This window comes from Shewanella amazonensis SB2B (genome assembly GCF_000015245.1).
Lineage (GTDB): Bacteria > Pseudomonadota > Gammaproteobacteria > Enterobacterales > Shewanellaceae > Shewanella > Shewanella amazonensis.
The window spans coordinates 1,763,603-1,785,920 of record NC_008700.1 but is presented as its reverse complement, the minus strand read 5'-3'; the positions used below and the strand labels follow the sequence as shown (position 1 = coordinate 1,785,920).

Genomic DNA, 22,318 nt, shown 5'->3' with positions numbered 1-22,318 from the left:
CATATGTAAAGCAATTACCACTTTTGTATGGTCAACCTCTGAAAGTATCAAACCTGGCTATCGAGGATGCGTTCCAGTCGCCAGCCAGATCCAGTTCCCATTTAAAAAACCTGTTTAATTTTCATAGTTATAACGGATTGAGTTGCTCGTCCAGCAAGGCGCTGAGCAGTAAAGTGCCATCATCACCCAAGCGGAACTCACCGTATTTGGCGTTATCGAAGCGCGCAGCACTGCCTTCTTCAAAAAACCAGGCGTTGCTGGCCAGCTTTATTTGCCCTTCCCGCAGCCGGAACTGAACGCGTTGCACATCAGCAGGCTTGGGCTCGCTTCGTTCAATGGCAAAAAAGTGCGCCCGGGCATGCTCATCCAACGTAACCCACACATAACCAGTCATGCTGTTGGCACGCTCTTCCTCGGTCAGCGCACCCAATATGGGCGCCTCCACTGCATACGCGAGCGCCATATAGTCTCCCTGCATCAGGGAGCGGGGGTCGACGGGCGCCAGGGCAAACCGCAGCACTGTGCCCTCGGCAAGTTGCCGCTCCTTTGAGGCAATGTCGACATTAATCACAGCCAACAACCCGAAAGTGGCGATAAAAGTTAGCCAAAATGCGCTAAGCCGTCTCATGATGCCTCCCTGCGAGAAAGAACAAATCCCGCTAACAGCAGTAAAATACCAAGCCCCATCAGCACCATGGATTTATGCAGCAAGGTCAGCGACAACTCATAGTAGTAAGCGCTGAAATAGAGGAGCGCCGCCATAGAGGCCAGCAGCACATAAAGCCGCTCCCGGCGCTGCCAGCCAAAGAGCCACAGCACCATGGCAAGGGCCAGTCCGGAAAACTGGCTGAAAAGCAGTGTTAAACCCAGTGTACCCATCACAAGGCCCAACACCGGCACCTTGAGCCGCCAGAGTATGGCCGCACAAAAGATAATGAACGTCAGGTAACTCGCTGCCTTGGCGATGCTGAATGCCCATCCGTCCTGCCCCGCAAATATCGAGCCAGCGCCCAAATACAGCAGCTGCTCATCCAGCACCAGAGGTAACGCGAGCACCATAAACACCATCCCATGGGATAATCGCCGCGCGAACAGGTGCAACCCGCAAAGCTGCAGGCGTATCCAGGGCTGCCAAAGGCCATTGACCAACCCCAGCCCAAGTAACATCGCCGGTAACACCCAAGCCACACACTTAACGCTGTCGAAAGCCTGGGCAAACAGCACCAGAGCACCCAATACCGAAAGCTGCCCATCGACACCATAACGGCAAAACCAGCCGTTCAAAGCCAGCAAGCAAGCACCCGACAACCAATACACAACGCCTGGATTGTCAAAGTAATGGGCAAGCCCCCACAGGGTCGCGAGCATGGCGGCAAGGTTAATGGCAAAACCAAGTTGTGTGAGAAACTCCACTCCCTTGCCCTGACTGTAAATGCCCCTGGCGATGGCAGCGTAAATCAGCCCCACTGCCAATGCCATCTTGTCATCAAACCGGGAAAACTCTTCAATAAGGAGCACAGAGAACCCCAGAAAAAAGAAGGCAGCTATCCAGCCGGATAAGCCTGTCAGCAGGGTTAACCACAGAGGTCCGTGATGATTCTCTGGCAAGGTATCCCTGGTTGTCAGGCCTTTTTCCACAAGCCCCTGCCATAGCTGCGATTTATCCACCATGTTGCATCTCCTGCATCTTTTCCTCCCGAAGAAGACCCTTGAGATAAATCGCAAGGCCGCTGCTACAGCCAATCACATAGCAGCCCACCAGCAAGAAACTCCCCACCGGCTCGCTGCCCTCAAACAGAACCCGCGCAAGCAAGATGCTCGACTCGGCGATAACGACAAATCCCCATATGCCAAGCGCCGTAATCCTCAGGCACCATCTGCGGTAAACAAGATAAATCAGCGGCACCAGCGCCAGCAGTGCCACCAAGAGCGCACCATGTTGCCAGCCAAGGCGGGTATCCAGGATGTGATAAGCGCCGTACCAGGCAAGGCCGGTCACCCCCGCCGTAAGGGCAAGCGTATTGGTGAACGTATGGGCAAAAACGGGCAACTTGCGTCTTTGTCCGACTTCAAGTAGCCAGTGCAGGCCCAGGTTACAGACAGCAATAATGAGCATCGCCCAACCGACATCAACCACAATGCCCAAGATGGCACCAAGATGGGCAAAATGAAGCCACAGCGCCAGATTGCTCTGGGCCCAAAAGGCGCTCCAGAGCAAATCGCTGCGATATACCAGTGCGGGCAACAAGGTAAAGGCAGCCCAAATGGCAAAGAGCTGCCAGGGATCGGCGCCGGTTTGATACACCTGCCCCACCAGCGCCAACAGGGCGCCCACCAACAGGTCCAGCAGCAGTAACAGGGCCCCCGTAAGCCAGTGAAACACCTGTCTTCCCGGCGCTAACCGACTCACCGGATACAGCCCGCACACAGTAAATGCGATGGCCGTTTCCACCAGGACAAATTTGGCAAAGTGGTGCAGATTCGCCCAGTTGTAGGCAAAAAAGAAAATGATCCCGGCCCCCAGCAACAAGGCGCCCAGGTACAGCATCATGGTGTAAAGCGGCGTTAACCAGTTTTGTGGAGCCCGGGACTCACAGGCTTCCACCAGCGGGGGCAATTGCGACAGGGCTCCCTTGCGCAAATATCCGTCATCGAGCCACTGTGCCAACTGGGCACGAACAGAGGGAGACGCCGGAAAAAGTTTGGACTCCACACCAGTGGGTTTATCGGGTGGCGCTGCGTTTCCCTGCATACTTGCTCCTGATTACTTTTCGTCAGCAGGCTCATCCCCGCCTGCTACTCATGCGTGCCTGCAATAGGACGGTTAGAGGGACATGCCTCAATGAACTTTACCGTCAAGCATGCGTCAAAAGGTCTAGTTTAAACATTAGTGTGCTCGGGTTATGCTTGCCCGAAGCTGAACCATTTCTCAGGGCCTGTGAATTAATGAATCTCTTTCGCCGCTGCGTGACCCTTCTGCTGCTGACACTAAGCTATGCCATCACAGCCAATGCCTGGGCCGAGCCTAAAACCGTTACTGTTGGTGGCTACTCGTTTCCACCCTATGTGGTTGACAATAATGGAGACTACTCTGGACTGGTTCCAGAGCTTATCGACAGCTTGAACAGGCTGCAAGAGGACTATGAATTCGTTTTCGTCCCCACCAGCATAGAGAGGCGATACGAAGCCTTCGAGCGCCGCCGCTTCGATGTTATCCTGTTCGAAAGCCCGGATTGGGGTTGGCAACAAATCCCCAAAGACGTGCTGCCTTTGGGTATCCTGGATAGTGAAGTGTTTGTGGGCCGCAGCCCCGAGGCCAACAGCAAGGGATTCTTTACCGATTTGACACAGCGACGGGTACTTCTGGTGCGCGGTTATCATTACCGCTTTGCCGGATTCAACACTGACGAACACTTTTTGAAGACCCAATATCTTGCTGAGCTGGTGCCCGATACCCGCGCTGCCGTCGAGGGTTTGCTGCTGGGGCGGGCCGATATAGCGCCCATCAGCCAGGCCTATATCAGTTACTTTCAGCGCAGCTTCCCGGACAAGGCTCAAAAACTGGTGGTGTCGACCATAGTGGACCAGCAGTACAAACATACCGCCCTGATACACCCACATAGCCCGCTGGATTTAAATAATCTGCAGGCTGTGTTTGGGCTGCTGGAGAGATCCGGTGACCTCGCCCGGCTATTGAGCAAGTATCACCTGTCCCGCGAGGTCCCCGTCAGTCACGCTGAAGTGCCACAATAGGGTCGAGCCTGGCGGCCTTTTTGGCTGGATACAGGCCGAAACCTATCCCCACAGCCATACACACCAAGAGTGACAGGAGAATGGCGAACACAGACCATGCCACGGGCCAACCGGCCGCCGCCGAAATAACCAACGCCAGCAATAACCCCACGCCAATACCAATCAGGCCACCGGTGGCCGAAATCACCATGCTTTCTATCAGAAACTGTCTGGCGATGTCTTTTTGAGTGGCACCAAGCGCCCGCAGCAAACCTATCTCGGAAGTACGTTCCAAGATGGTGGCCAGCATGATATTCATGATCCCTATGCCCCCCACCAGCAGCGAAATTCCCGCCACACAGGCCATCACTATATTGAAAATTTGCTGGGTCCGCTGGTGCTGAGCAAGCAGATCGGCCGGTACCACTATGTCGTAGTCCTGCTCATTGCCATGACGACGTGACAGCAGATGTTCCACGCTTTTTGCCGCCAGAGACGGGTCTATCCCCTCCTTCAGGGCAAACTTGATGGTATCGAGTTCATCTTCGAGGGGCTTGAACTGCATTTTTTTCAGCGCAGTGGCCAGCGGAATAAACACCTGATTACGCTCGCCGCCCACCTTAACCCCTTCGATGGCCGACTTGCCCTTTTCGCCTTCATCAAGCACGCCAACCACGGTAAACCACTGATGGTTGATTTTGATGCGCTGACCAACAGCATCCCCCCGGGGGAACAGGCTGCGGGCTGCTTCAGGCCCCAGTACCGCCAATTGCCTGAAGTGCTGTTCATCTTCGTCGCCCAGAAGTCGACCTTCGGCAAGTTTCAAGGCGCTCAAATCAAAATAGCTGGGGGTTACGCCCTGCACCAGCGCGTCACTGCGGCCCTGCACACTGAAAAGCCCAAACACCTTCACCTGCTTACCGGCGCTGTAAGCCTCGATAAAAGGCAGGGTTTCCATAGCACTCTCGATGTCACGCAGGCTAAGGCCAATGCTGTGTTCGCGGACAGTTTTCAAGGCTTCTCCTTCCGATGGGCGCGCATTGACCACCAGATTTTTAATCCCCATGGACTCAATCATCTTAAGAGCTTCGCGTTCGGCACCTTCGCCCACGCTGAGCATGGCAATCACCGCTCCTACCCCAAAAATCATCCCCAGCAGTGTCAGCGCCGTGCGTAACTTGTGGTGCAGCATCTCACCCAATGCTTGTACCACGCCCGCCCGATATTGATTAAAAGTATCCTGCATCATGCCTGTGTTCTCCTGCGCGGTACTGTCAGGGCGACCACATCCCCTTCTTTCAGGCCTTCAAGGATCACGGTTCGATTCAGGCTGCGACTGCCGGGGGTAACCGTTTGCTCGATAAACCCATCCGGGGATTTAACATACACCCAGTAGCGGCCTTCACGCTGAAAGATGGCCTGATTGGGCACGGCCAGTACCTGGTCTTCACTCAGGGCCGACACCCTTGCCTGCACCTGGCGACCGGGTAACATGATTTGGGTGTCGGTGTTATCCAGCGCCACAGTGAACTCAAAATAGTTAACCGGGCTGTCCCTGTCTTTTGGCTTGGCGAGGGCATCCACCTGGGTCACCTTGCCGGTAAAGGGTCTATCCGGGTACGCATCCAGAGTCAGTACCACGGGCTTGTCTACCGCCAGTCCCACCGCCTCTGACTCAAGCACCCAGAGTTTTGCCTGCATCACAGAGGTATCCGGTAAGGTGCCAAGCGGTATCCCCGACCACACCATGTCACCGGCCATGGGCAAGGCGCCGCTCCAACCGGGCTGCATAACAAACAGGCCATCGTGGGGCGCCGTGATTTCCATCTGGGACAGGTTGTTTTGGTAGGTGGCAATTTTTGCCTGTATCCCTTTTTGTTTCAATCGGATAAGGTCAAGCTCTGCGGTTGCCTGGGCATCATGGCTCCCCTTGCCCCAATCGAAATACCCCAAACGCGCCTGCAGATAATCCTTGTTACGCATCTGATCAATGATGTCGATTTTGGTGTACACCCGCTCATCATCGGTGAAAAAGCGTTCCGACAGGCTGAGTTCCTCCTCGGTCACGTCCCGACCTATCACCAGCTCCTGAGCCGTGGTGAGATTCTTTTCGACCTGAATGTCGCCATCGAGCGCCAGCTTGTCGAAATCGTATTTTTCAAGCTCAAGCTCCAGGGTCTCGCGGCGGCCATCGAGTCTGGCAACCACATCCCCGGCCTTCACCTCAGAAAAATTGTCCAGAACCCAGGCAAGGGATTGGGGACCACGAAGCCCACCGGGTACCGACACGGGTGTGGCACTTTTGGCTTCAAGCTCGCCACGGGCCGGTATTTCCACCTTGAAGTCGCTGCGGCTGACTTTCATGGTGAGAACTGCGGTTTCCGTGGATTCCTGACAGCCCGCCAAAAGCGCCAATGGCAGCAGAGGCAATAACATTAGCCGTTTCATTTCAGAATCACCTCATCCCCCAATGCCAAACCGGAAAGCACTACCACCCTGTCGCGACCTGAATCGCCCAGCGCCACGTATTGGCGACTGTCACCCAGAAGCCCCGATTGCCACACAAAGGGACGACCTTCTTCATAGTGCACCGCTTCCAAAGGCAACAGCAGCGCAGACTTTTCCTGTACCACGTCGATATTGATTTTGGCGGTCATCCCCGGGCGCATCAGCTCCTTGTCCACTTCGTCAAAGCGTGCCACGGCATCAAACACCACCAGTGGGATATCGTCATTTTTACTGCGAAACACGGCGCCGGTTTCGGACAAGGTGCCATGAAACACCCGCTCCGGGTTGGCATCCAATCGAATCTTTACCCTGAGGCCTGCACGTACCCGGTTGGCCTCTACTTCAGGAATGGCCATGGCCACCTGCATCCGATCCAGATCCGGCATGGAAAACACCGCGTCCCCGGCAAAGACTGATTGGCCTTCCTTGATTTTATTACCCTGGGGGTCAGTGCCATACACCACCATGCCATCGCGGGGGGCTTTGAGGCTCATCGCGGCTATGCCCTGTTTGAGGGCCGCCACTTCGGCCGCAAACTTTTGCCGGTCGCCATCAAGCATGGCCATGCGGCCCTTGATGCTTTCCTGCTCCAGGGTGAATTTGCGCTCGATAAGGGCTACTTTCTCAGTGGCGATAATCGCATCACGCTGATACTTTTCCTTTTCGATGGCCGCCACTGTGTCGTCCGACAGTTCAAACTTACGCAGCGCCTTTTCTTCTTCCATCCTGGCTTCGGCAAGCTCGAGTTTAAGCTCTTCAAGCTTTTTGGCGTTTCTCAGGCGCGAGGTTTCTATGTCCTGCACAGTTGCCTCGAGCTCAGCACTTTTCACCTGCAGCCTTTGATTCAGCTCTGAGGTATCCAGCCTTGCCACCACTGAGCCCTGCTTCACTTCCTTGCCCTCCTGAGCGAGGCTTTTCACCTGATATTGCCACACCCGGCGCATGGCTGGCGGCATCATCGACAGGGTATCGGCGGAGGTTAATACCCCTGTCACCTCAACCTGTTGCACCAGTTGACCCTCGGCGACGGCCACAGTGGCACTGTCGCCGCAACCCACAAAAAGCGCAGCACCTATGCAGAGTGACAAGGCCTTCAGCCCTGGTTGCGTTTGCTTGCTCATGGGTGTACCTCCACCATCACGCTCATTCCAGGCGACAGTTCAAGCCCCGCTGTATCACTCAAGGCCACCTCGACTCTGAACCATTTGCTCTGCCCCCAGGCGCTCTTGGTCACCGCCTGACGTCCTATATTGGCCACCTTGCCCTGAACCTGGAGGCCTGGCTTGGCATCCAGCGACAGACATACCGCCTGACCCAGGCGAATTTTATCCACGTCGACTTCATTGGCCCATGCGGAGGCCTCTAGACCATCCAGCGCAGGAATACTGGCAATCTGGCGACCAAATTGCACCGTATCACCGGCCTGGTATTTCTTTTCGTTCCAGTCGCGGCCAATGATCACGGGCCCGGCAATTTCAGCTTTTAATTCCAGTGCATCCAGTGCCGCGAGCGCGGCGCTCAGTTCGACTTCTGCCTTACGTTTTTCTATCGCCAATTGCTCAAGGCTCGACTTGCGCTTCTCGATGGCTTCTTTCAGCGCCTGATTGGCCTTTTCAAGCTCGGTATTCGCCTGGAGTAATTTGAACTGGTTGTCAGCGTATTCTTTTGCGGCTATGTATTCGGCCGGTACAGATGCATCGAGACGGGCTTTTTCCACCGCCAGGGTGGCGCGGCGCACCTCAAACCGGGCAGAGAGCAAGGCCGATTCCAGATCTATGCCCTGGCTTTGTTCCTGGGCTTTTACTCTGAGTAAACTGGCTTCCAGCTGCTCTATCTGGTTGGCAATCTGGCTCTTGTCGAAAATGACTATGGTGTCACCGACCCTGGCCAATTTGCCTTCGGGAAACAGCCACTGAATTTGATGACGCCAGGAGTCACCGGCCTTGGGCACAGCAAAGGGTTGCGACTTGGCTGAACTGATGCTGCCGGTGAGCAGCAAGCTTTGCTCACCGCTGCCACACAGGGCCTGTGACTTGGCGGCAGGGCTGAAAAAAGGTAATAGCGCCAAGGCAATAATGAGCGGTTTTGGGTTAACCATTGCTCACCTCCCTGGGCTTTTGCTTGTCCTGTTGCACCACACCATCGCGCATGCGGATAATTCGCCCGGCGCACTCGGCCACTTCTTCTTCGTGGGTCACCAGCACTATGGTTTGGCCGCTTAGATGCAGCTCATCAAACAGGGCCATGATTTCCACCGAGGTCTTGGAGTCCAGCGCCCCCGTGGGTTCATCGGCCAACAGCAAGGTGGGGCGGTTGACCAGCGCCCGAGCAATGGCCACCCGCTGACGCTGACCGCCAGAAAGCTGATTGGGGCGATGGTCGAGCCGTTGCCCCAAACCCACCCGCTCAAGAAGTTCGATGGCGTGTTGCCTGTCCCCCCGGGGTGTTTCAGAAAATCGCAGTGGCAACAGTACATTGTCCAGCGCAGATAACCGAGGAAGCAGATGAAAGCTTTGAAAAACAAAGCCAATTTCACGATTTCGCACCGCCGACAGGGCATCGTCCGACAAGCCACCCACGGCACTGCCATTAAGCAGATAATTGCCTGACGTAGGCCTGTCGAGACAGCCGATGATGTTCATGAGTGTGGACTTACCGGAGCCTGAGGGCCCCATAATGGCAACGAATTCGTTTTGTCGGATATGAATGTCAACGCCCCGGAGAGCCTGAACTTCGGCGTCCCCCATCCTGAAGGACTTGGTCAATGCCTGTAGCGATATCATGACTGTTTGCTCTTACGTCCTATCCTGGACGTTTATGTGATGGTATTCGATTTAATGCCCCTGTTTTCTTATAAATCCCCCCGCTTTGCAATAGAGATTTACGTTTCATTACAAAGAGATTGAATCGAAGAGGCCGCAGGCAAGCAAACTGGCAAGGCAAAGCGCACCACTCCCCAACCACAGCCAGCGACTCCCCATGATTTGGGGTAACTCCTCCAGCCAGGCGAGTCCGGCAAGCCACACCGCTTGAACTCCGTAAACGAGGGAAAACACGCAGCAGAGCATCATCGCCTGAGTTGGCGAAAAGAGATTGAGCGTAGCCCCGAGCAGCATCAAGTTTACGCAGGTCAGCAGCAGGACAAGGGCACTGGCGAGGCCCGAGTGTAACGTGCCCTGAGGCAGAGCCGGAGATTCCGTCCTGACACAGCGCCAAAGCCAGACCACATAGCCCATGGCAAGCACCGCCACCCCAAGTAATCCCATGTTCATCCCCAACCTCCTTTATCTCTTGTACTGTTACCTTCACTTCACTGTGATATGAGCCCAACACATTCCTTTCTCCAGAGCCCCTGGGTCTGGCTGGGAACAATCACACCAAGGGCATTTCCCTGGTCTTAACGATATAGACAGCGCCGGGGCGTAAAGGCTTTCGCTAACCCATAAAAAACGCCCTTACGGGCGTTTGGGGAAACGAATTGGCGATGGGGTTACATGGTCGCCATCTGCCAGTATTCGAGCCTGGCATTGGGATTTGCCAACAAGGTCTTGCAGCTTTCTTTGTACTTGGCCATCAGGTTACCAAGACTGGAGGAGCCCGCCATGGACGCTATCTGCCTGTCGCGGGTATCTTTGAGCGCCGCATCCACATCGCCTTCATAATATTTGCCTGCCAGTGCCAAACTTTCATCGGCAGAGGCCTTAAGACGCTCGCCCACGGCCTGCATTTGGGGGGCATTCATGGCGGCAATGGCCTCTGAGCTGATTTGATAATAGGCCGCACATTCCAGCAGCTCACCTGCCAGGGCTTTTTCGGCTTCGCCTGCCAGCGCGGGCACACTGATGGCTGCCGTCAGGCCGAGGGAGACTAAAAGACGGGAAAATGTAACGCGCATTGAAGCCATAACTGTGATTTCCTTCAAGGTTTTTGGCAAAACTACACGAAGCGGTGGACGAGAATCAAGTCTTGATTGCCGTAAGCCTTACCTGAGACCGCCATTTGCCAGCGCTTTATAACTCGCTGGCGTGCCGTGCCAGGCGAAACCGCAAGTGCTTGCGCGCTGCTGGCCACTCTGAATCCAACAGCGAAAACACCACTGTGTCTCTCAAGGTGCCGTCTTTGAGGATTTGGTGATTTCTCAGCACACCGTCCTGTCTCGCACCCAAACGGGCGATGGCCTCTCGGGAGGCCTGATTATGCCAGTGAGTTCGAAACTCAACGGCGATGCAATCGAGTTCGCTAAAGCAGTAATCGAGCAGCAGCAACTTGGTCTCTGTGTTGATGCCACTGCGCTGCACACTCTTGCCATACCAGGTGTAACCAATTTCCGCCCGTCTGTGCTCCAATACCCGGTTACAAATACGGGTACAGCCCACCACTTCGCCACTATGACGCGCCCTGACGGCAAAGGGAATCGCACTGCCCTGCGCTTGCTGCGCCAGCGCTTTCTCGACGTACGCCTTTACACCATCAGGGTCAGGCACACTGGTAAACCACAGCTCCCACAGCTTGCCGTCGGCGGCCGCCAATTGCAGTGCCGGGACATGATTTAGGCTGAGGGGTTCCAGGACGACAAGCTCGCCGGATAGCTGCGGCGCAGTGACATTCAACATTGGGGTTCCTTGGTACATGAGATTCTTTCCTGTTTTATCAGAAAAAGCTGATGAAATCATAGAGACGACCAAAATAAATGCCCTTCATCCAATACCCTTGATGTCCTCGTAAATCCGACTTTCGAATTAGCTCAAAGCAGCGAAAAGCCACCTACTCTTTTGGGAGTATCTCAAACCAGCCAAGCGACTGAATCGAGGAAAATTTCCACCAGCACTCGCGCCAGTCACAGGGTTTTATTCCATTGACCGGAATGTAACGACAAGGATCCGCCATGAACGCACCTCGCATCACCCGTGTAGCCCAAGCACTCAGTCCACTTTTTGTCACCTTGCCCACCCTGGCATTGCTGTCTGCCTGCGCCACGTCGGCGCCCAAGCCTGAAAGCACAGCGTCTGGGGAACAGACCATGGTCGCGAGCACCCGCACCCTGGCGTCTTTCAAGCTGCCTCCTGAGGAACAGGCTTGTTACGATCGCGAGAAAGAGCCCTACACCGCGGTGGTGGATGCCCACTTTCACCCAAGGCCCTTTGGCGGCGCGGCCATTCCTCCCCAGGAGCTGTTCGGTCTTTTTGATAAAACCAGCGTGCGTTTCGTGAACTATTTCGGTATTGGCCAGGTGCTTGATCTCAAGTCGGGCTGTACCTACTACCTGGACTGTCAGGGCGTACCCGCCTCGCCCAGTATCAAGAATGACTTTGTGAACGGCATGGAAGTGGTGGCGTATCCCCACGACAACCTGCATATCACGCTATCGATGACCTTTATGGACTTGGCCCATCCCGAGAATATTGTCCAAATCATCGAGCTGTATGACAAAGAATACCCCGGCATGTTCAGCTGGAGCGGTGAGCTTAACGTGATGAAGCAGGCCCTGGTCGGCAACCTGCATGAACCGGCCACCTTCGAGAGCATCGATGGCTGGGCACCTTTTATGGCCGTACTGCGTGAACGCAATATTCCGGTTACCCTGCACTCAGACCTGGGTAAAGATGAAGACCCCACCAAATATCTGCCGTTGATGGAATATCTGCTGGATAAGTATCCCGACAATAAAATTGTCTGGGCCCATATGGGACTGTCGAAAGAGCTCACCACCATACCGCCCAACCTGCACGTGTCCATCATGAAGGATTTGCTGGATAAGTATCCCAACCTGATGCTGGATATTTCCTGGGACGTGCTCTACAACGCCTATCACCAGTGGGGGCCGATTTTTATCGACTTCTTCAACGCCTACCCCACCCGCATCTTGCCGGGATCTGACTTTGTGGCGGCCAACACCAAGGCCAGAGATCAATACGCCAAGGAGCTTGATGTCACCGGCAGAGCCCATAAGTTCATGGATGACAACGCGTTTCGCCATATCGCCCTGGGGGAAAACTACTTCCGGTTAATGAACCTCGATTACCACGCCCCTCAAGTCTGTAAGAAGACCGGCAACTAAGGACGGACTATGGCCACGAAATCATTATGGCTCGTGGCCTGTATGCTGACCCCGGCGGTGACAATACCTGTCACGGCCCTGGCTCAGCAGCAGGTATCAGACGAGCGCGATCACGAACCGAATCAGCAAAGTGATGTTAACCCCATAGAAACCCCGGACACGGATAGGGCTGCTTTTTGGGAGGACACCAGCCTTATTCTCAAGCCCCGAACCTATTATCTCGACCGAGACAGGGACACCAAGGCAGACAGCGTTGGCTGGGCATTGGGGGGCGCATTGGAGTACAAATCAGGCTGGCTTGGTGACTGGCTCAGAGTCAATGCCACCCTGTACACCTCACAAAAGCTCTATGGGCCCGACGACAAAGACGGCACGGGTCTTTTCAAGCCGGGACAGGAGAGTTTTACCGTGCTCGGCGAAGCCAACCTGACAGTGCGTTTTGCAGAAAATCACGGTATGCGCATAGGCCGTCAGCGCTTCGAACTGCCCTATCTTGGCAGCCATGATATCCGCATGGTGCCCAACACCTTTGAGGGGATTGCCATCGGCAACACCTCCAAAAGTGGCTTTGGCTACATGGCAGGCTACGTGGACAAGATAAAGGGCAAAAGCGACGATGACTTTATCTCCATGTCAGAGGCCGCCGGCGCTGAAGGCAGCGATGAGGGCACAGGTTTCGCCGGTGCCAGATACATAGCAGCTGGCGGCACCACTGTGGGCGCCATATATCAGCGCACCTTTGAGACCTTTGATACCTTTTTTGCCAAGGTTGAACACCCATTCGAAATTGTCAAAGGCAGCACCATCAGTGCCAACCTGCAGTACACAGCCCAGCAAAGCAGTGGTGATGAACTGATTGGCGAATTCGACACCCAAATGCTGGCAGCCAAGGTTGAACTGAAACACGGCCCATTCAGCTGGCGCTTCGGTGCCAGCACCACGGACGACGACCACGGCATCATCAAGCCCTTTGGCAACCCGGCCAACTACCTGTCAGTGATTGTGGATGACTTCGACCGCGCCGGTGAAGATGCCTATATGTTGGGCTTTTCGCTGGACTTGGGCCGGGTGGGCCCGGGGGACATGAGCCTTTTCACCAATATCGTCCACGGCGATACCCCTGAGACGGGCCCGGCCGCCAGTGCCGATGAAACCGAATACGACCTGACACTGGACTGGCGACTCAAAGAGAGTTGGAGTGACCGCATTTGGCTGAGAATGCGTGCAGCCTATGTGGATCAGGACAACGACTTTGCCGGCGCAGACGATTTCCTCGATTTCAGAATCATCGTTAATTACGACTTCAATCTATTGTGATCCCACGAACGACAAGGAAAGCCACATGAAACCATCTTTAACAGGCATTCTGGTGACCGCAGCGCTGCTCGCTCCCGGGATGTCATTGGCAGAAATCAGCGACAAGCGCGCCGAGGAGATTGCCAAAGAACTGGCCGCTCTTAAGGCCATGAAAGCAGAGCTTGATGCCCAAAGCAGGGAGTTTGAGCGGCGTATCGCATCACTTGAATCTGAAGTGAGCGACGCTTCGCCTGAATCAGCGGCCATACTCAGCGCCGAGGCCAAACGCACAGAGATGGCCACGCCGGAAAGACGGCCACCGCCAAAACCTCAGGTGGCCCCCAAACCGCAGAGCGGTGTTTTCGAGCCGGGTAAAGGCTTTGTCGTCGCCCGTGACGAGTGGGGAGAGCTGGATATCAGCGCCTTTACCTATGCCCGCTATCTCAACCAAAAGGGACTGGACGATACCTACACAGACAGTTTTGGCCGCACCAGTAATCTGGATATCCGTAACGATCTGCAGTTTCAGAAAATCACGCTGAACTTCAAGGGTTGGTTGTTTGATCCCAGATTCCGTTATCTGTTGTATGCCTGGACTTCCAACACCAGCCAGGGCGATCCGGCGCAGGTGGTGCTCGGCGGTAATTTGGGTTTCCAGTTTGATGAAGCATTTAATCTCTATGCCGGGATAGGTGCCTTGCCATCCACCCGCTCCACTAACTACACCTTCCCCAACTGGCTCAAGAATGACCATCGCACCATTGCCGATGAGTTCTTCCGTGGTTCTTACACTTCCGGGATTTGGGCCAATGGTAAACTGGCCGAAGGGCTTGAGTACCGCGCCATGATAGGGAACAACTTAAGCCAACTCGGGGTGAATGCAGCCCAGCTTGACGGTGAATTCAATACCCTTTCCGGCGCACTCTGGTGGATGCCCACCACTGGGGAATATGGCCCAGGTCAGGGTATGGGAGATTATGAATACCATGACGAATTTGCCACCCTCTTTGGGGTTCACTTCACCCACAGCCGTGAAGACGCCCAGGGCCAACCCGGGACTGAAGGCTTTGAGAACAGCCAGCTGAGATTGTCGGATGGAACCCTGATTTTCAGAACCGATCCCTTTATGACGGGTGGCGACATCCGTAAAGCCACCTATCAGATGGCGGCGGTGAACGGTGGCTTCAAGTACAAGGGATGGTCTCTGGAAGCCGAGGTCTATCAGCGCTGGCTGGACGATTTTGTCACCACCGGCCCTATTCCGATAGATTCGGTCGACGACTCAGGCTTCCAAATCCAGGGCAGCGCCATGGTTATCCCCGGTAAACTGCAGGCCTACGCTGGTTATTCGCAAATTTTTGGCGATTATGGTGACCCTTACGATATCAGCGTTGGGGTAAATTACTTCCCGCTGGGACGGCGTGAGCTGAGGTTAAACTTTCAGGGCCTTTACCTGAACGACTCACCCGTGGGTTACTCCAGCGTTCCTTTCCAGGTGGGTGCCAATGGCTGGGTGTTCTCGAGCGACCTGATATTGGCGTTTTAATTCAATGCCAGGTAAAAAAGGATGCCGCTGGCATCCTTTTTATTGGGGCAAATTCAACCTGCATCATTCTTCAGCACTTAAAAGCCGTGCTGACTGCCTGCAACTCTGAACCAGCCGGCAATGCTGGCTCTGTCGACTGTCGTGGGCATCACTTCGTGGGGAAAGCGCTCCGACAGGAAAATAACCAACCGCCCCATCAAGGGTGCCAGTTCTTCAATCAAACTATCGTCTTCTTCGTAGAGTTTAAGCACGCCGCCGTGATCTGGCTGCCACTCGGGATTCATAAAAAACACCGTCGTTAAAATACGATTCTGACTGCCTTTCAGGGCATCAACGTGCTTTTTATAGAAAGCACCGGGACGGTAGAGCGCGTAGTGACTTTCATAGTCAAACAGCCCCATAAACAAGCGACGGTTCAGGCCATTTTTTAACGACTCCATCAGTGATAAGTACTGATTGTCCACCGCGCACTGGGGCTCAAGCCAACGAATGCTGTCGCGGCGAATGTCGGTGTTGCGGTGCTGCTCCTGGCCCCTGCCAATACTGGCGGGTTTAAAAGTTTCGTCGGCCTTGGTAAACACCTTGTCCCTTAATCTGACAACAACCTCGGGTTCGAATAAATTATCGACACAAATATAACCGCGATCGACAAGCGCATCTGCGATGCCATCGAGCACAGACTCACTGAACTCACAAATCATGATTGCAAGACTCAAACAAAAGCCACGCTTTCGCTGTACTCAAGGGTCCGGGCGGGAGAATGGACCATTATTTCGAGGTAGGGCGTCAATACGACCTTTGCAGAACTGTCGTTGCAAAGGCCCCGGAAAACGCGCAAATTTTAGTGGAGAAACGTCGGACTGACAATCAAAATAGATTGTTATAAATCAATCAGATAAAAGGTTGTAAAGCCGTACATCAACGGCAGGTTCGCCAAAGGGGACACGCCCCGTGAATTTCATGCCCAATTTTTCCAACAGTCGCTGGGACGGCAGGTTATCTTCCGCCACGATAGCGACCACCTGCCCCAAGCCAAATTCCAGCCGTTTTGCCAAGCAAGCCCGTGCGGCTTCGATGGCATAACCCTGTCCGTAATAAGCTGGCAGCAGGGCGTAACCTATGTCCACTGCGGGCAGGGTATCGCGCAGAATAAGACCGCAGGTACCGATAAAGCGGTCATCCCCGGCAAGCCCAATGCGCCATAAACCATAGCCATGCTGACGATAACTCTGCAGAGGGCCATCTCTCAGATAAGCATGGGCAGTCTCAAGGTCCTTCACGCCCCTGTCACCGATATTGCGGATAAAGTCCGGTGTAGTGAGCAGCGCAAGAATGTCAGCGGCATCGGCCAGCGTGAATTCGCGCAACGTTAACCTTTCCGTAAGTATGGGTTCCAAAGCAGCTCCTAAAGCAAAGCCGCTGAATATTTCTTCGCGGCGCAAATTTATTAACCCTGACTATACTTTAGCTGTCATCGGGAAGGAAATTCATCATGCAGAATATTTCTCAGGGACGACGGCCCTACTATGTCACTGCGGCGATGGTCGCCGCAGAGCTTAACCACACGCTCGCCAGTTGCAAGGAAATCAATCTCACCGCCAGTAATGCCCAGGCGGCCTCAAGCCGAATCGGCAGCGCCGCGCTTGGATTCAAGGCACTAACCCACTATATCGATGAGCTCGCCGGTTACACCAAGCGCGCTGCCAACGAAATCAATCAACTGGCAAAGGAAGCCAGCAAGCTGGCAACCCGCACAGCACGCACCGCCACGGCGCTGCACTATTTTCATGCAGCCCGGGACAAGGCCAGCACCGCCGCCTACGCCTACAGCATGGCGGGCGCTATCGAAACCACAGAAGAGCATTACGCCAAATTGGAGAGTGATTTCAATCAGGTGCTCAGTAAGATGCAGGTACAGTTGTTGGATTTAAAACAAAACCTTCGCAGCGCCAACGCCCTCGCCTCCATCTGCCGGGTCGAGGCTTGCCGGGTCGACGGACGATTTCAGACCATCTTCGTGGACGTGGCCAACAAGGTCGATACGGTTGCCGCTCAGATCCGCGAGCGGGTAGATACTGCCATCCGCCTGTTCGATTCCCATTGACGTTAAGGATTAACCAATGAAGACACAATTACTGGTCGAGACCCCCACTCACAAATGGCTGTATTTCGGCAGAGACCCTGAGAAAAACGACAAAATCATCGACACCAACCAATATCTGGTTCAAAGCGGAAATCAGTCGTTGCTAATGGACCCCGGCGGAATTGAACTTTTTGCCCCCATGTTGGCCAGTCTGGTGCGCCATATCCCCCTCGAGCAGCTGACCTATCTTTTTGCCTCCCATCAGGATCCGGACATCATTTCATCCCTCGGTCTGTGGGATCAGACGCTGCCCAAGGCCAAGCTCTACGCCCCCTGGCTGTGGGAGGGGTTTATCCGTCACTTCGGGATGAACAACATCAGCTACGAGCCCATCAAGGATAAGGGGGGGAAATTACAGGTGGGTGAAGTGGAGCTGCAGTTTGTACCCGCCCATTACCTGCATGCGTCCGGCAATTTTCACGTGTATGACCCAGTGGCCAAGGTGCTGATGTCGGGGGACGTGGGCGCGGCGCTTGAGCCCGCAGAGGCTGACATTTTTGTGGATGACTTTGCCAGTCACATCAGCAAGATGGAGTACTTCCACCGTCGCTGGATGCCCTCCAATCGTGCCAAGAGTAACTGGGTGGCACGGATGCGGGATCTGGATATTCAGTACATGTGCCCACAACATGGACGCATCTTTAAAGGTCCGCAGGTGAAAGCCTTTTTGGATTGGTTTGACAGTCTGGATGTGGGTATCGGACTGGATTAATGCAAAAAAGGCCCCTGGGGGCCTTTTTTGATTGAGTACACTCAGCTAGAGATAACGAGCGTACTGCATACCGTCTCTGCCAGGTTTCACCGGCGCATCAACGGCGGGAGTGCCCAGGTAGAGAAACCCGACTATCTGGTCCATTTCCGTCAAGCCAAGTGCCTGATGTACCGCTCGGTCAAAGGCAAAATCGCCCGTGCGCCAAATACCGCCCAGACCCAAGGCAAACGCCGCCTGTTGCATCGCCATCGCGGCACAGCCAGCTGCAATCTGTTGCTCCAGCACAGGCACCTTGGGATGTTCCTGACACTTGGCCACTATGGTGACGACCATGGGCGCCCGTTTTGGCATAGAAGCGGCTTTGGCAATAAAGGCGTCGTCAGCCCCCTGCTCCCTGGCCGCGGACTCAAAAATGCTGCCCAGTCGGTCCAGACCGTCGCCGGTGGCGATAATGAATTCGAAGGGGCTCAGTGCGCCATGATCCGGAACCCTGATAGCAGCATCGAGTATGGTTTTCAGCTCGGTATCATTTGGCGCGGGGTCAACCAAACGGGGACAGGATTGACGGGTAAGCAATAAGGTTAAAGCATCCAATGAGTTATCCTCTTATTCATTTATCCTGTGCAGGATAGCAAATCGTCGGGGCAAAGAAAGCAGATTTACCCCGTCGTTCTGTCCTTTACAGGTAAATCCGGATAGCTCACCGTGCCTCACGCATTGTGGCGGCCAATGCGTTTTGCCAACCACCAGTCCAGACTGGTCACCCGGCCGCCCCCCATGGCAAACAGCGCCAACAGCATCACGAAATACGTGATGGCAAATTCGATACCGTTATTGAGTACCACAAAGTTACCACTACCGGTTAGCCAATCGTAGTTGCCATGTTCCTGCAGCAGACTCCTGGCTTTGGCGAGCCGCTCGGCCGACGCCATAACCTGTTCGTTGGCAAGCCAGCTTGAAGGGTCTGCAATGGCGAGCCATCCATTTTGCCAATGCACTGTGAATGCGGCCACCAGCATGGTAACCATCAGCGGAATAGAGATAAGTCGGGTAAAGAGCCCCAATATCAGCAGGATAGCACCAAAAAACTCCGTGCCTGCCGCAAGTGCCGTCATCAGCTCGGGGAATGGCAAACCAAGGCCCCAGTCCGGATTGCCGAACCAGGCGGCCGTGTCGTCAAAGTGGCTTAGTTTGTTATAGCCTGCCTGCATCAGCACAGGGGCCAAATACACCCTCAATGCCAGTGGTGCCAGTGCCTCGCCAAGATGCCGGGCTTTCAGATTAAGAGAATGAATAAAATGCGCCATAGGTCCTCGCCAAAATCAGATGCTATGTGACTAAGACCTGTGACAACCCATCTTTATTGCAGGTGCCTGTTTATTGCTAAAGCCTGTTTATTGAATAAAGCCGCAGAATACCTTGTCTGCGGCCAGCAATTTGTTGCCAGTTTAATCAGGTTCGTTGGCAAGCTCAGCCAGATCCTTGGTCAGAGCATCGTATTCGTGCCAAAGCTTCTTTCGTTGCTTATCAGACAAGTCTCGATAAATGTCCATCACCAAACGACCAAAATTCTCGCTGTTTTCGCGCACCGCCTGCTGATGTTTCTCTGACTTCAGGGTTTGCGGGGCTGTCATGAGGAGTTGCAGTCTGCTGCGCAGCAAGGCGGTATCAGCTCTTTGATTGAGGGCCGTTTCAAACTGTCTGAGCCATTCGTGACGGTATTCAAGCCACATATCCAGAGTCGACAGCCTGGATGTATTGGACGCATGGATCATGGCTTTTTGCTTGTCCGACAACTTGCCTATCCACTTTTCGGCCCGCTCGGTGAGCCGCTCATCCGAGTCGGCAATCAACTCTTCCTGTGTTTTACCGGCATATTCGGCCACCAGCTTGGCCTCTTCCTCACGAAGCTGTTTGATAATACCGGCCACCTGCTCGTCTGAGAAACTCTGGACAATGGGCAAGATGCCTTCAAATACATGTTCAAACAGCCGAAACCAATGAGACTGAGCGTAGTTGACCTCTTCGGCCCAGGCGGCGGGCGTTAAGGTACCGGATTGCATCTGTTGCTTGATGCTTTCCAGCTGAGCCACATAGCGGGGCAGCTCCTCACGGCGATGCCAGTCAATAAACTCATCCAACACCGCATCAAATTGCTTCTGCTGGTCGCGGTTTAAATCAACATAGTCATCAAGCTCCCACTCGATTGCCCAATCGAGGAAGTAGTAACTCATCTTGGTTGAACAACCCGCGAGTAAAAAAAGCGCCAAACCCATTACTGCCAGAGCACGTTTCATAGATGTCCTTTTCTGTTATGGCTTAGCGAAGGGTAACAAGGGCCAGCGGAAATGGACAAGGCGTCAACTCTTGGCCAATTGTAAGTATCTGTGAAACCAGCAAAGATAGTCGTCGTCCCCAGATTGCCCAGCCATCAGCAGCGCCCAGATGGCCCCGAAATACCAATGAAGCGCCACCGCATCCACAACCCTTGATGACATGGAGGACTCCAGCTGCGGATGGGCATAAAGGTAGGCGTCCATCAGGTCACGGCGCTCTCGCCCCGGCAAATTGTGGCTTGCCAGCACAGCGGCGAGATCCCAAAGGGGGTGCGAGGCGCAGGCATATTCGAAATCAATGCAAAACAATTTGCCCTGGTGGCAAAGTAAATTATGGGGTGTGAGATCCCGATGACTGTACTGGCAAGAAAGTCCCATCGCATCGAGGCGCGCCATGGCAGCCTCGACCTCGGTAAATTCTGCCGCCAGTGCCTGATAGGCCTCCTGCCAGCGGGGATTGCGGGCCCAGTGCGATTGGCTCGCATCCAACGCCGTCTCATAATCCTGCCACTGGGTGGTAAAACCCTTCACATTCGCGGGCACAGGTAGAGCCTGCAATCCCAGCAGCAGGTCGAGCAGCAGCCTGGTCGTGTGTGTGAGACCATCCGGCTCCCTGTCACTCCCGGCATGTGTTTGACCGGGCGATGTAAAAAAAGCCGCGTCACAGGTGATTTGACTCAGAGGGACTTCCTGATAACGCTGTTGCCAGCCGCCGTCCTCCAATAAAGGCGAGAGATAGCAGCGACCATCAATGCTTTGGGCCACCAAGGTCGGGGCAAGTCCCGCTGACGCTGCCAGGCGCCAGTTCTCGGCTTCAAAGGCCCGCTGACAAAAGGCGCTGCTCTCATCACGGTTCACCCGAAGGACATAGGCGCCTTCGCGGGCAAAGAGCGCCAGGTTATGATTGCTGAGGCCGCGGGTCAAAGGCTTTAGGCGATACCCATCGGCGAAAAGCCCCGTATCGGCGATAAATGCCAGCACCTCTTCGGTAACACCCGGAAGCGATTTAATCCCGGATCCCTCCCTTGACTCAATCTCCAGAGGGATTGTCATGAATTAAGCGCCAGCTCAGGGGGACGCTGCTCGGCCGCAGCAGCACGCCATACAAAATAACCAGCCACCGCCAGCCCCACGTAAAACACAAACAGCAGGGATGTCATCATCAATCCCTTACTGAGGTAGAGGTAGATGGACACCACATCTATCACCACCCAATACAGCCAGTTCTCCAACACCTTTTTAGCCACCAGGAAAGTGGTCATCACCGCAAAGCAGGTGGTTGCCGCATCGAGATACGGGAAAGAGGCCTCAGTAAAGGTGGCCATCAAATGCCCCACAGCAAGGGATGCGATAGAGGTCAGCGTAATGATGCCCAGATGCAGTTTAAGCGGCCAGCGCTGCACTTTAAGTTCATCCTGGCCATCCTGACGCCACAGCCAATAGCCGTAAATGGCCATGCCCATGTAGTACACATTCAGCGCCGACTCCATCAGCAGCGCGACTTCATAAAAAAGCACAGTGTAAATGGCGGTGCTGGCAAAGGCCGCCACCCAGCACCAGCGGCTTCGTTTCATGGCCAGCAGTAAGTAGGCCATGGCCAGTATCACGGCAACCCCTTCCCAGGCCGACAGCACCTGCATTTCACCAAAGGCACTGTGAAAGGCGCCGCCAAGCCAGCCCCAAAAATCCGCCTGCATGGGTTACTCCGAGTGGGACAGGTTAAGTTCGCCGCCGATAAACTTGCAGACAAACACAGCCTTGCCGAATTTTTCGTGTGCCGCCTGCATTTCGGTGGCCAGCATCGCCATCAGCTCTGCATAGTCGCCCTGTACCTGAGTTGCCATGGCGTTGGTGCGACGGACGATTTGCGGATAGCTGTCGAGCCTGCTGATAAACCAGCGAATAGGCTCGAGGTAGTTATCATGCAGCGGATACATGCTGATTTCAGCGGTGAGTTTCATCATTAGGTTCCTCATCAAGCGTCGCG

Annotated in this window: 25 protein-coding genes; 6 read left to right on the top strand and 19 right to left on the bottom strand. The window is 54.5% G+C overall.

All coding sequences use genetic code 11. The features are described 5' to 3' along the window. Nucleotides 1–127: 127 nt before the first annotated feature. Genes SAMA_RS07680 through SAMA_RS07670 form a run of 3 tightly spaced genes read right to left on the bottom strand, consistent with a single transcriptional unit; the run spans nucleotide 128 to nucleotide 2,752 of the window. Nucleotides 128–628 (bottom strand): GDYXXLXY domain-containing protein, encoded by a 501-nt coding sequence (locus tag SAMA_RS07680; RefSeq protein WP_011759591.1) that lies wholly within the window; start codon nucleotides 626–628, stop codon nucleotides 128–130. Beyond that, complete coding sequence (locus tag SAMA_RS07675; RefSeq protein ID WP_011759590.1) at nucleotides 625–1,671, bottom strand: DUF4401 domain-containing protein; 1,047 nt, start codon at nucleotides 1,669–1,671, stop codon at nucleotides 625–627. The genes SAMA_RS07680 and SAMA_RS07675 overlap by 4 nt, the downstream gene beginning before the upstream one ends. Beyond that, the gene (locus SAMA_RS07670; RefSeq protein ID WP_011759589.1) at nucleotides 1,661–2,752 is read right to left on the bottom strand and encodes a DUF2157 domain-containing protein; all 1,092 of its coding nucleotides are present in this window, start codon (nucleotides 2,750–2,752) and stop codon (nucleotides 1,661–1,663) included. Before SAMA_RS07670 ends, SAMA_RS07675 begins: the two co-directional genes overlap by 11 nt. A gap of 194 nt (nucleotides 2,753–2,946) precedes the next feature. Here SAMA_RS07670 and SAMA_RS07665 point away from each other — a divergent pair, with 194 nt between their 5' ends. Beyond that, the gene (locus SAMA_RS07665) at nucleotides 2,947–3,753 is read left to right on the top strand and encodes a substrate-binding periplasmic protein (protein WP_011759588.1); all 807 of its coding nucleotides are present in this window, start codon (nucleotides 2,947–2,949) and stop codon (nucleotides 3,751–3,753) included. On the opposite strand, the gene SAMA_RS07660 is transcribed toward SAMA_RS07665, so the two are convergent. The 8 genes from SAMA_RS07660 to SAMA_RS07625 form a co-directional block, all read right to left on the bottom strand. Further along, nucleotides 3,728–4,981, bottom strand: a complete 1,254-nt coding sequence (locus tag SAMA_RS07660) for an ABC transporter permease (protein ID WP_011759587.1) — start codon at nucleotides 4,979–4,981, stop codon at nucleotides 3,728–3,730. The genes SAMA_RS07665 and SAMA_RS07660 overlap by 26 nt on opposite strands. Next, a complete protein-coding gene (locus tag SAMA_RS07655) occupies nucleotides 4,978–6,180 on the bottom strand; it encodes an efflux RND transporter periplasmic adaptor subunit (RefSeq protein ID WP_011759586.1) in 1,203 nt (400 codons plus the stop codon). The genes SAMA_RS07660 and SAMA_RS07655 overlap by 4 nt, the downstream gene beginning before the upstream one ends. After that, nucleotides 6,177–7,361: an efflux RND transporter periplasmic adaptor subunit gene (locus SAMA_RS07650; protein ID WP_011759585.1), complete on the bottom strand. Its 1,185-nt coding sequence runs from the start codon at nucleotides 7,359–7,361 to the stop codon at nucleotides 6,177–6,179. Before SAMA_RS07650 ends, SAMA_RS07655 begins: the two co-directional genes overlap by 4 nt. Next, nucleotides 7,358–8,338 (bottom strand): HlyD family secretion protein, encoded by a 981-nt coding sequence (locus SAMA_RS07645; protein WP_011759584.1) that lies wholly within the window; start codon nucleotides 8,336–8,338, stop codon nucleotides 7,358–7,360. The genes SAMA_RS07650 and SAMA_RS07645 overlap by 4 nt, the downstream gene beginning before the upstream one ends. Further along, nucleotides 8,331–9,023, bottom strand: a complete 693-nt coding sequence (locus SAMA_RS07640; protein WP_011759583.1) for an ABC transporter ATP-binding protein — start codon at nucleotides 9,021–9,023, stop codon at nucleotides 8,331–8,333. Before SAMA_RS07640 ends, SAMA_RS07645 begins: the two co-directional genes overlap by 8 nt. Before the next feature lie 108 nt (nucleotides 9,024–9,131). After that, nucleotides 9,132–9,512 (bottom strand): hypothetical protein, encoded by a 381-nt coding sequence (locus SAMA_RS07635; protein ID WP_011759582.1) that lies wholly within the window; start codon nucleotides 9,510–9,512, stop codon nucleotides 9,132–9,134. 218 nt (nucleotides 9,513–9,730) lie between these two features. Then, complete coding sequence (locus tag SAMA_RS07630) at nucleotides 9,731–10,144, bottom strand: hypothetical protein (protein WP_011759581.1); 414 nt, start codon at nucleotides 10,142–10,144, stop codon at nucleotides 9,731–9,733. Between the two features lie 106 nt (nucleotides 10,145–10,250). Beyond that, nucleotides 10,251–10,871, bottom strand: coding sequence for a GNAT family N-acetyltransferase (locus SAMA_RS07625; RefSeq protein ID WP_011759580.1), 621 nt, complete (start codon nucleotides 10,869–10,871; stop codon nucleotides 10,251–10,253). Nucleotides 10,872–11,125: 254 nt separating this feature from the next. On the opposite strand from SAMA_RS07625, the gene SAMA_RS07620 reads away from it, so the two are divergent. The 3 genes from SAMA_RS07620 to SAMA_RS07610 are packed head-to-tail and all read left to right on the top strand — an operon-like array spanning nucleotide 11,126 to nucleotide 15,140. Beyond that, the gene (locus tag SAMA_RS07620; RefSeq protein ID WP_011759579.1) at nucleotides 11,126–12,298 is read left to right on the top strand and encodes an amidohydrolase family protein; all 1,173 of its coding nucleotides are present in this window, start codon (nucleotides 11,126–11,128) and stop codon (nucleotides 12,296–12,298) included. Nucleotides 12,299–12,307: 9 nt separating this feature from the next. Then, the gene (locus SAMA_RS07615; RefSeq protein WP_011759578.1) at nucleotides 12,308–13,615 is read left to right on the top strand and encodes an OprD family outer membrane porin; all 1,308 of its coding nucleotides are present in this window, start codon (nucleotides 12,308–12,310) and stop codon (nucleotides 13,613–13,615) included. A gap of 25 nt (nucleotides 13,616–13,640) precedes the next feature. Continuing rightward, a complete protein-coding gene (locus SAMA_RS07610) occupies nucleotides 13,641–15,140 on the top strand; it encodes an ATP synthase subunit B family protein (protein ID WP_011759577.1) in 1,500 nt (499 codons plus the stop codon). A 77-nt stretch (nucleotides 15,141–15,217) separates the two neighbouring features. On the opposite strand, the gene SAMA_RS07605 is transcribed toward SAMA_RS07610, so the two are convergent. Together SAMA_RS07605 and SAMA_RS07600 are read right to left on the bottom strand one after the other, a co-directional pair. Continuing rightward, complete coding sequence (locus tag SAMA_RS07605) at nucleotides 15,218–15,841, bottom strand: 2OG-Fe(II) oxygenase (protein ID WP_011759576.1); 624 nt, start codon at nucleotides 15,839–15,841, stop codon at nucleotides 15,218–15,220. Nucleotides 15,842–16,027: 186 nt separating this feature from the next. Then, on the bottom strand, nucleotides 16,028–16,507 hold the full coding sequence (locus SAMA_RS07600; protein ID WP_232280525.1) for a GNAT family N-acetyltransferase: 480 nt from the start codon (nucleotides 16,505–16,507) through the stop codon (nucleotides 16,028–16,030). 125 nt (nucleotides 16,508–16,632) lie between these two features. Here SAMA_RS07600 and SAMA_RS07595 point away from each other — a divergent pair, with 125 nt between their 5' ends. Then, nucleotides 16,633–17,244: a hypothetical protein gene (locus SAMA_RS07595; protein ID WP_011759574.1), complete on the top strand. Its 612-nt coding sequence runs from the start codon at nucleotides 16,633–16,635 to the stop codon at nucleotides 17,242–17,244. Between the two features lie 16 nt (nucleotides 17,245–17,260). Continuing rightward, the gene (locus SAMA_RS07590) at nucleotides 17,261–17,995 is read left to right on the top strand and encodes an oxygen-binding di-iron domain-containing protein (protein ID WP_011759573.1); all 735 of its coding nucleotides are present in this window, start codon (nucleotides 17,261–17,263) and stop codon (nucleotides 17,993–17,995) included. Between the two features lie 45 nt (nucleotides 17,996–18,040). Here the strand turns inward: SAMA_RS07590 and SAMA_RS07585 are convergent, their stop codons facing one another. The 6 genes from SAMA_RS07585 to SAMA_RS07560 form a co-directional block, all read right to left on the bottom strand. Further along, nucleotides 18,041–18,589, bottom strand: a complete 549-nt coding sequence (locus tag SAMA_RS07585) for an NAD(P)H nitroreductase (RefSeq protein ID WP_011759572.1) — start codon at nucleotides 18,587–18,589, stop codon at nucleotides 18,041–18,043. A gap of 116 nt (nucleotides 18,590–18,705) precedes the next feature. Continuing rightward, a complete protein-coding gene (locus SAMA_RS07580) occupies nucleotides 18,706–19,302 on the bottom strand; it encodes an HvfX family Cu-binding RiPP maturation protein (protein WP_011759571.1) in 597 nt (198 codons plus the stop codon). Nucleotides 19,303–19,443: 141 nt separating this feature from the next. Beyond that, a complete protein-coding gene (locus tag SAMA_RS07575; protein WP_011759570.1) occupies nucleotides 19,444–20,292 on the bottom strand; it encodes a DUF6279 family lipoprotein in 849 nt (282 codons plus the stop codon). A 63-nt stretch (nucleotides 20,293–20,355) separates the two neighbouring features. Next, nucleotides 20,356–21,384 carry a phosphotransferase gene (locus tag SAMA_RS19140; RefSeq protein ID WP_011759569.1) on the bottom strand — a complete coding sequence of 343 codons (1,029 nt, stop codon included), beginning with the start codon at nucleotides 21,382–21,384 and terminating at the stop codon, nucleotides 20,356–20,358. Then, nucleotides 21,381–22,028 (bottom strand): nicotinamide riboside transporter PnuC, encoded by a 648-nt coding sequence (pnuC, locus tag SAMA_RS07565; RefSeq protein ID WP_011759568.1) that lies wholly within the window; start codon nucleotides 22,026–22,028, stop codon nucleotides 21,381–21,383. The genes SAMA_RS19140 and pnuC overlap by 4 nt, the downstream gene beginning before the upstream one ends. A 3-nt stretch (nucleotides 22,029–22,031) precedes the next feature. Then, nucleotides 22,032–22,292, bottom strand: a complete 261-nt coding sequence (locus tag SAMA_RS07560; RefSeq protein ID WP_041409723.1) for a hypothetical protein — start codon at nucleotides 22,290–22,292, stop codon at nucleotides 22,032–22,034. Nucleotides 22,293–22,318 lie beyond the last annotated feature (26 nt).

Bases quoted from the DNA above. Each gene is read 5' to 3' on its own strand.
- pnuC (WP_011759568.1), bottom strand. From the start codon at position 22,028: ATGCAGGCGGATTTTTGGGGCTGGCTTGGCGGCGCCTTTCACAGTGCC.
- SAMA_RS07655 (WP_011759586.1), bottom strand. From the start codon at position 6,180: ATGAAACGGCTAATGTTATTGCCTCTGCTGCCATTGGCGCTTTTGGCG.
- SAMA_RS07580 (WP_011759571.1), bottom strand. From the start codon at position 19,302: ATGGCGCATTTTATTCATTCTCTTAATCTGAAAGCCCGGCATCTTGGC.
- SAMA_RS07650 (WP_011759585.1), bottom strand. From the start codon at position 7,361: ATGAGCAAGCAAACGCAACCAGGGCTGAAGGCCTTGTCACTCTGCATA.
- SAMA_RS07675 (WP_011759590.1), bottom strand. From the start codon at position 1,671: ATGGTGGATAAATCGCAGCTATGGCAGGGGCTTGTGGAAAAAGGCCTG.
- SAMA_RS07660 (WP_011759587.1), bottom strand. From the start codon at position 4,981: ATGATGCAGGATACTTTTAATCAATATCGGGCGGGCGTGGTACAAGCA.
- SAMA_RS07575 (WP_011759570.1), bottom strand. From the start codon at position 20,292: ATGAAACGTGCTCTGGCAGTAATGGGTTTGGCGCTTTTTTTACTCGCG.
- SAMA_RS07680 (WP_011759591.1), bottom strand. From the start codon at position 628: ATGAGACGGCTTAGCGCATTTTGGCTAACTTTTATCGCCACTTTCGGG.
- SAMA_RS07620 (WP_011759579.1), top strand. From the start codon at position 11,126: ATGAACGCACCTCGCATCACCCGTGTAGCCCAAGCACTCAGTCCACTT.
- SAMA_RS07645 (WP_011759584.1), bottom strand. From the start codon at position 8,338: ATGGTTAACCCAAAACCGCTCATTATTGCCTTGGCGCTATTACCTTTT.
- SAMA_RS07665 (WP_011759588.1), top strand. From the start codon at position 2,947: ATGAATCTCTTTCGCCGCTGCGTGACCCTTCTGCTGCTGACACTAAGC.
- SAMA_RS07595 (WP_011759574.1), top strand. From the start codon at position 16,633: ATGCAGAATATTTCTCAGGGACGACGGCCCTACTATGTCACTGCGGCG.
- SAMA_RS07610 (WP_011759577.1), top strand. From the start codon at position 13,641: ATGAAACCATCTTTAACAGGCATTCTGGTGACCGCAGCGCTGCTCGCT.
- SAMA_RS07560 (WP_041409723.1), bottom strand. From the start codon at position 22,292: ATGAAACTCACCGCTGAAATCAGCATGTATCCGCTGCATGATAACTAC.
- SAMA_RS07605 (WP_011759576.1), bottom strand. From the start codon at position 15,841: ATGATTTGTGAGTTCAGTGAGTCTGTGCTCGATGGCATCGCAGATGCG.
- SAMA_RS07625 (WP_011759580.1), bottom strand. From the start codon at position 10,871: ATGTACCAAGGAACCCCAATGTTGAATGTCACTGCGCCGCAGCTATCC.
- SAMA_RS07640 (WP_011759583.1), bottom strand. From the start codon at position 9,023: ATGATATCGCTACAGGCATTGACCAAGTCCTTCAGGATGGGGGACGCC.
- SAMA_RS07615 (WP_011759578.1), top strand. From the start codon at position 12,308: ATGGCCACGAAATCATTATGGCTCGTGGCCTGTATGCTGACCCCGGCG.
- SAMA_RS19140 (WP_011759569.1), bottom strand. From the start codon at position 21,384: ATGACAATCCCTCTGGAGATTGAGTCAAGGGAGGGATCCGGGATTAAA.
- SAMA_RS07635 (WP_011759582.1), bottom strand. From the start codon at position 9,512: ATGAACATGGGATTACTTGGGGTGGCGGTGCTTGCCATGGGCTATGTG.
- SAMA_RS07590 (WP_011759573.1), top strand. From the start codon at position 17,261: ATGAAGACACAATTACTGGTCGAGACCCCCACTCACAAATGGCTGTAT.
- SAMA_RS07670 (WP_011759589.1), bottom strand. From the start codon at position 2,752: ATGCAGGGAAACGCAGCGCCACCCGATAAACCCACTGGTGTGGAGTCC.
- SAMA_RS07630 (WP_011759581.1), bottom strand. From the start codon at position 10,144: ATGGCTTCAATGCGCGTTACATTTTCCCGTCTTTTAGTCTCCCTCGGC.